The sequence below is a fragment of the Pengzhenrongella sp. genome, assembly GCF_036565025.1.
GTDB lineage: Bacteria > Actinomycetota > Actinomycetes > Actinomycetales > Cellulomonadaceae > Pengzhenrongella.
This window is the reverse complement of sequence record NZ_DATCNW010000278.1, coordinates 1-7,135: the sequence shown is the minus strand read 5'-3', so window position 1 is coordinate 7,135 and position 7,135 is coordinate 1. Positions and strand designations below refer to the sequence as shown.

6 protein-coding genes are annotated in these 7,135 nt (G+C 68.9%); all 6 read left to right on the top strand.

Translation table 11 applies throughout. The annotated features are described in order from the left end of the window. Positions 1–415 precede the first annotated feature (415 nt). Positions 416–2,224 carry a GspE/PulE family protein gene (locus VIM26_RS16155; protein ID WP_331952987.1) on the top strand — a complete coding sequence of 603 codons (1,809 nt, stop codon included), beginning with the start codon at positions 416–418 and terminating at the stop codon, positions 2,222–2,224. 59 nt (positions 2,225–2,283) lie between these two features. Next, positions 2,284–3,492: a type II secretion system F family protein gene (locus VIM26_RS16150; RefSeq protein WP_331952985.1), complete on the top strand. Its 1,209-nt coding sequence runs from the start codon at positions 2,284–2,286 to the stop codon at positions 3,490–3,492. Then, the gene (locus VIM26_RS16145; protein WP_331952983.1) at positions 3,489–3,965 is read left to right on the top strand and encodes a type II secretion system protein; all 477 of its coding nucleotides are present in this window, start codon (positions 3,489–3,491) and stop codon (positions 3,963–3,965) included. The genes VIM26_RS16150 and VIM26_RS16145 overlap by 4 nt, the downstream gene beginning before the upstream one ends. Further along, the gene (locus VIM26_RS16140; RefSeq protein ID WP_331952981.1) at positions 3,965–4,603 is read left to right on the top strand and encodes a type II secretion system protein; all 639 of its coding nucleotides are present in this window, start codon (positions 3,965–3,967) and stop codon (positions 4,601–4,603) included. The genes VIM26_RS16145 and VIM26_RS16140 overlap by 1 nt, the downstream gene beginning before the upstream one ends. Next, complete coding sequence (locus tag VIM26_RS16135; RefSeq protein WP_331952979.1) at positions 4,600–6,720, top strand: hypothetical protein; 2,121 nt, start codon at positions 4,600–4,602, stop codon at positions 6,718–6,720. The genes VIM26_RS16140 and VIM26_RS16135 overlap by 4 nt, the downstream gene beginning before the upstream one ends. A 178-nt stretch (positions 6,721–6,898) precedes the next feature. Then, a partial coding sequence (locus tag VIM26_RS16130) for a competence type IV pilus major pilin ComGC (RefSeq protein ID WP_331952977.1) occupies positions 6,899–7,135 on the top strand: 237 nt, incomplete at its 3' end.

Genomic DNA, 7,135 nt, shown 5'->3' with positions numbered 1-7,135 from the left:
CGATCCGCGCCGTGTCCGTCCCTTCGAGCACCTCCTGTCCCTGCGCGGGCCAGAGGTTGCCGTTCACCCGGAACAGCGGGGGCGACGACGCTGTGAGCAGCAGGTCCGTCCCCCTCGCCTCCCAGAGCGCGGCAACGAGCGCATCGAGGTCCGTGGAAAGCACCGCATCAGTCATTTTCTGACGGTAGCCGCGCTCGGGTCAGTAATGAAGAGGGAACATCCTGAGATCGTGGGTGAGAAAACTTCTGGTGCTATTGCGGCTTTTGTCGTGAGTCGCGGCGCTGCGGCGGGTGAAATGCACCGGCGGGGCGAAGGATCATCTCGATCTTGCGGCTCGTGAGAATGCCTTCACTGCTTCACTGTCGATGGGCGATCTCCATGCCCTGAAGATCGCAGCGGCATCAGGGAGACGAGCATGCGGCTAGGTCGAGCGTCCACCGAGATAATCACGCCCCAGGTACCCGAGCAGGCGCCGGCGAAGGACGCGGGGCGTGCCGCCGGGGGCGCGCACACCGCCGAGCCAAGCGCTCCGCGGGCGTCCGCTGCGGCGAACCCGCTCGGCGACATCCTGGTCGAGAAGGGGGCGCTCAGTTCGGCGGCCCTGGCCGAGGCACTCCTCCAGCAGACGCCCGAGAGCCAGCGCCTGGGCACCATGCTGATCGAGCTCGGGATGATCACCGAGCGGGATCTCGCGCGCGCCCTGGCACACCAGATCGGCCTCGACTTCGTCGACCTGAGCCGCACCGCGCCCGAGGCAGACGTTGCCGCGCTGCTCGGTGAGAGCAAGGCCCGCGGACTGCAGGCGATCCCGTTGCGCATCTCCGACGACGGCGTGGTGCATGTCGCGATCTCCGATCCGTCCCCGGCCATCACCGAGGAGGTGCTCCGCGCGATCGGCCGCCCGGCACAGCTGCACGTCGCGACGACCTCGGAGGTGCGGCGCGCGATCGACTCGACGTTCCGGGCCCTGAGCAGGGTCGAGGACCAGGTGGCGGCCTTCACGGCGACCGCGGACGTCCGGACGTCGGTCAAGCAGACGGACGTCGCGGACAGCGAGGAGGACGCCCCGGTGGTCCGGGTCGTCAACCTCATCATCACTCAGGCCCTGCGGGACCGGGCCTCGGACGTGCACATCGAGCCGCAGGACGGCAAGGTCCGAGTCCGGTACCGGATCGACGGCGCACTGCACGACGTGCTGACCCTGCCCGCCGAGATGGGCCCGGCGGTCGCGAGCCGGATCAAGATCATGGGCGGGATGAACATCGTCGAGCGCCGTCGCCCGCAGGACGGCCAGATCGCGACCAGCGTCGACGACCGGGGCATCGACATCCGCGTCGCCACGATGGGCAACGTCTGGGGCGAGAAGGTCGTGATGCGGATCCTGGACAAGAGCCGCTCGCTGTACCGCCTCGGCGACCTCGGCATGCCGCCCGAGACGCACGCCGCCTACGCCAAGATGATCCGCTCGCCGTACGGGATGGTCATCTGCGCCGGCCCGACCGGCAGCGGCAAGACCACCACGCTCTACGCGTCGATGACCGAGGTGAACAGCACCGACCGGAACATCACCACGATCGAGGACCCGGTCGAGTACGTGTTCCCCTCGATCAACCAGATCCAGATCAACGCGCAGGCCGGCATCACCTTCGCCACCGGCCTGAAGTCCATCCTGCGCCAGGACCCGGACATGATCCTGGTCGGGGAGATGCGCGACGTCGAGACCGCCCGCATCGCCGTCCAGTCCGCACTCACCGGGCACTTCGTGCTGTCGTCGCTGCACGCGACCAGCGCCGTCTCGGCGCTCTACCGGTTCCTGGACATGGGCATCGAGGCCTTCCTGGTCGCGTCGTCGGTGGTGGGCGTCGTCGGGCAGCGGCTGGTCCGCAAGATGTGCACCTACTGCCGCGTGCCGTACACGCCGACCGCCGAGGAGCTCGCCTTCTACATGACCGCGGGGGGGCCCGAGAAGCACGACTTCTGGGTCGGTGAGGGCTGCAACTTCTGCTCGGACACCGGATACTCCGACCGGGTCGGGGTCTACGAGCTGCTCACGGTGACCGAGCAGATGCGCGAGCTGCTCGTCCAGCCGAATCCGTCGCACGACGACATGCGCCGCGTCGCGGTCACCCAAGGCCTCGTACCCCTGCGCGAGGGCGGGATCCAGCTCGCCGGCCAGGACGTCACGACGATCGGCGAGATCTTGCGGTCCATCTACATGCTCTAGCTCGCGATGCGCCGGGCGAACCCTGCGCCGGCCAGCCCTGCACCCACGAGAGGAACGACATGCCGAAGTTCGCCTACGTGGCGGTCAAGCCGGACGGTGCTCAGGCGACCGGCGTGCACACCGCGACGACGCTCGCCGCGGCACGCGTCGAGCTCGTGCAGCAGAAGATGCGGGTCACCCAGCTCGAGCCGAAGAAGGGCTGGCGCGAGTTCGAGATCTCCGCGGCGCGCGTCAAGCCCGCGGACCTCATGCACCTGAGCCGCCAGCTCTCCGCGTTCCTGCGAGCCGGCATCCCGATCCTCGACGCGATCCGGGTGCTCGCCGAGGAGAACGACAAGGGCGCCGTCCGACGCGTGCTGGGCGCCGTCGACCGGGACCTGCGGTCCGGGCTCACGCTCTCCGAGGCGATCGACAAGCATCCGAGGGACTTCCCCGAGTGGTACCGCGGCATCCTGCGCTCGGCCGAGCTCACCGGCAAGCTCGACAGCGTGCTGGACCAGCTCTCCGCGTACATCGAGCGGGACGTCGAAGCGCGACGCAAGATCCAGAACGCGATGCTCTACCCCGCGATCGTGTTCGTCATGTCGATCGGCACGATCGTCGTGCTGAGCGTCTTCGTGCTCCCCAAGTTCGAGGACTTCTTCGCCAGCCTCGACGCCGAGCTCCCGCTGCCGACCCGGATGCTGCTCGGCGCGACCCGGTTCATGGGCACGTGGTGGTGGCTGATCCTCGGGGTGGCGGCGATAGCCACCGTCGCCGGCGTCCTCGCCGTGCGCACTCCGGTTGGCAAGTACGCCTGGCACCAGATCCTGCTGAAGGTGCCCGTTCTGGGCGAGGCGATCCGGTACTCCAAGATCGAGCGCTTCACCCGCCTGCTGTCCTCGATGGTCGAGGCGGGCGTGCCGCTGCCGCTCGCGATGGAGGTGTCCACGACCAGCCTTAACAACCGGGTCTTCGAGCGCGCGCTGACCCGCGTCCGGGCAGCGATGCTCCGGGGCGAGGGTCTCGCGCAACCGATCTCCTCGACCGGCCTCTTCCCCGGCATCGCGGCGCAGATGATCCGGGTCGGGGAGGACACCGGGACGCTCGACACCCAGCTCGAGGTCGCCGCGATGTTCTACGAGCGCGAGCTCGACTTCAAGATCTCCAAGGTCACCGCGATCATCGAACCGGTCGTCATCACGGTCATGGGCGGGATCGTGGGTTTCGTCGCCGTTGCCCTCGTCTCGGCGATGTACGGCATCTTCCGCACGGCCAACCTCGGATGAGACGGCCACGCTCCGACGCGGGCGAGACGCTCGTGGAGCTGCTCATCTCGATCTCGATCATCGGAACCAGCGCCGTGGCGATCCTCGGTGGGGTGCTCGTCTCGATCGACGCGTCCCACCTGGACCAGCGCCAGATCCACGCCCAGGCCCTCCTACGTACCTGGGGCGAGCACGTCGTCGACCAGACGACCGACTCGACGTTCCAGCGGTGCGCGACGGTCGCGACCTACGCCTCGGCCACCTGGGCGTACACCGACCCGGCGCCGGCGGGCCTGGAGACCCTGCCTGTGGGGTTTACCCCGCAGATCACCGACGTCACGTACTGGAACGGCACCGGCTTCGGCACCGGAGGGTGCAGCGACGTCCAGCGGCTGGAGCTCACCATGACCGTGGACGGCGCGGCCTATTCCGGACTCACCTCGAAATACGACGTCGTCGTCCGGCGCCCCTGCGCGAAGGCTGGGTGCGCGTGATGACGAACTTCCGCCGGCGAGGGCGGACCGACGACGGGTTCACCCTCATCGAGCTCGTCATCTCGATCGGGATCCTCGGGGTGGTCTTCTCGGCCATGTCGCTGGCGATGTTCGGGGCCCTCCGCGCGAACAAGGAGACCACGAGCCGGGTGGACCTGACCCGCGACGAGCAGTTCGCGGCGGCCTATTTTGGCGGCGACGTCGCGGGAGCGAACTCGATGTCCGCCGGTGGGTCCGCGGCCTGCGGTGCGACCGGCACGGCGATCGCCGCATTCAGCGGTCAGTCGTTCGACGACCGCGCCACGTCCACCGTGACGCAGACCTGGGTCGGCTACCTGTTCAAGGTGAGCACGGTCGGCAGTGTCACTTCGGGGCAGTTGACGCGCCTCGAGTGCGAGACCGGGTTCGCGACGACGACTCCTCCGGATCCTCGCTCGAACACCCATCAGACGGTCGTCGCCCGCAGTCTCACCACCACCGCCCCGCCGGTCACGTGCCGGAACTCCGACCACGCAGTGGAGACCTGCGCGGCCACGAGCACGTCCATGACGATGACCCTGAACCGCCTCGGCAGCGGCGCACCGGTCGTCCTGTCCGGCACGAGAAGATCGTCACCGACTACCGGAGCGGTCCCGTGAGACCGGGCCTGCGCACGCGGTTGCGGCGGGACGACGGCGCCTCCCTGATGCTGACCCTGATCTTCGTCACGATGGTCGGCCTCGCGCTGGCCGCGCTGCTCAGCTACGCGGGGGCGGGCATCGGGTCGGCGCGGGCCACCGCGGACCGGCACGCACTGGCGTCGGACACCTCCGCCGTGCTGGACGTCGCAATCGACACGCTGCGCCAGAGCACCTACCAGGACTCGGCCGTGCCGTGCCCGAAGCCGACGACCCGGGTGGACTTCCCGGGCACGGCCGGGCACTCGGTCGTGGTCACCTGCACGCCGAAGGCCGGCACCGGCACGCCCGTCGCCGGCCCCCACGTCACGGCGGCCACCCAGCCGCCGGCCGCGCTGCTCACCATCGCGCCCCTGCTTCAAGCCCCCGCGGTGAGCGAGACGGGGCTCACGCATGCGGCAACCGGTGTCCTGCGCATCACCGGCAAGGTCGACATCACCTCGACGATTACGGCCGCCGACCCGGCCGCCAGCATCGCGGTCGCCGGTGGACCGGTCGTGGCCAGGGGCACCTGCCCGCTGGCCCAGATCATCACCACAGGCTCGAAGTCCTGCCCCGACTCGTTGGGCTCGACCACAGACCCCGGTTACGCCCAGCCGGCGACGCCCGTCCCGCTGGTGCGGGTGGTCGTTCCAGCGACCTGCCCGGCCGGCGCCGTGGTCCAGTTCAACCCCGGCTACTACGACGACGCAGCGGCGCTGACGGCGCTGACCTCCGACCCCACCTGCGGCAAGCCGTTCCTGTTCAACCCCGGCGTGTACTTCTTCGACTTCCGCAACAAGGAGATGGCGAACGTCGAGGCGGGCGGGGACTTTCCGCGCGGCGACAACGTGTGGACCATCGACAACCCGGCGATCTCCGTCGTCGGTGGCACCAAGAAGGGCTGGGTGGCGGGTGGCGTGCCACCCGTTCCTGGTTCGTGCATCAGCCCCCTCGACTCCTCGGACCCCAATCAGGGAGTCCAGTTCGTCTTCGGGGGTTCGAGCCGGATGAATGTCGTCAACGGAAAGGTCGAGCTCTGTGGCCGGCAGACGACCACCTCCCCCTCGCTCGTCGTGCAAGGCTCGACGACGCCGGCGGTCCCCTCCGCGAGCGCGACCTCGGTGCCGACGTTCGACGCGACGCTGGGCGTGTCGCCCGACGTGCCGTTCACCACAGTCGGCACCGTGTCGACTGCGGCCGTGGATCGCCAGCCCGGACGCGACACGCTCATGCGCATCCCCTACGTCGCGAACCCGGTCACCGCGATCCCCGCCGGATCCGTCCTCGTGGGCGCGAAGCTCACGGTCGTCCACCGGGAATACGCGACGCTCAACCCGGGCACCCAGGGTGGGACCGACGGCGACAAGGTCTCGGTGACCGCGTATCCGAACGCCGGGCGGGCCGGCACCGCGCTGGTGCCCCCGACGGTTCAGGTCACCCCGTCCGCGACAGTCGCGACCGAGATCATCGACCTGACGGGCAGCCTGAAGAAGGAGGTCTGGACCTACGGGCTCTCCACGCTCCGCCTCGACTACTTCGTGACGGCCGTGAAGTACAACCTCTCCTTCCAAAAACTCGCCGCCGAGCAGAACCCCATGCAGCTCGTGCTGACCTGGACACCCCCGGGCATGCGCGGGGAGAAGACGCCGATCAACGCGCTGCCCAACTGCGTCGGGAACGTGTGCGCAACGTCGCTGCCGCTGATCACCACCCAGGCCGCAGCGGCGCTCTACCTGCACGGGACGACGTACGCCCCGTTGGCGACCCTGAAGATCAACGCGGCTGGGGTCACGGCGCCGGTGTTCGAGAGCGGGATCGTCTCGAGGTCCCTGACGATCACCGGTACGCCGCCGGCGGGCGGGTACGCGGGCCCCGTCATCGGGATGCCGGCGCTGACCGTCGTCGACCCCGCCGTGTACCTCGCGGCCTACGCGTGCACGGGCACCACGGCGCAGTGCGCCGTCGCCCCGTCCGCAGCCGGGACGGGCCCGTGGCGGCTGGTCGGCCGGTCGACCGTCCAGATCGTGAGCCCGTGGCCGGTCCCGACCGACGGGCTTCGGCAGGTGAAGGTCCTGAACTGGCACGTGCTCGAATGACAGACAAAGAGCACAAAGGACGCGAACCCGTTGCGGGTGAAATGTCCAGAACGCTTTGTGAATCCCGTCCGAGCACCCGCGAAAGCGGGACACTCATTGCAGCCGGGAGGCCGCAGGAAAATCTCGGGGGTCGGGCACCCGCCCGTTGACCCCAAGACCAAGGAAGGGACCCACCCCCATGTTCAGACAGCAGATCCGCGACGCCCGTGAAGAGGGCTTCACCCTCATCGAGCTGCTCATCGTCATCGTCGTGCTCGGTATTCTCGCCGGCATTGTCGTGTTCGGCGTCTCGACGTTCCGGCATGACGCCCAGGTAGCGGCATGCAAGGCCGACGTCAAAACCGTCTCGGTGGCATCGGACGCGTACAACGCCAAGAACGGTTCCTTCGCGACGGCTATCCCTGGAACGGCGACG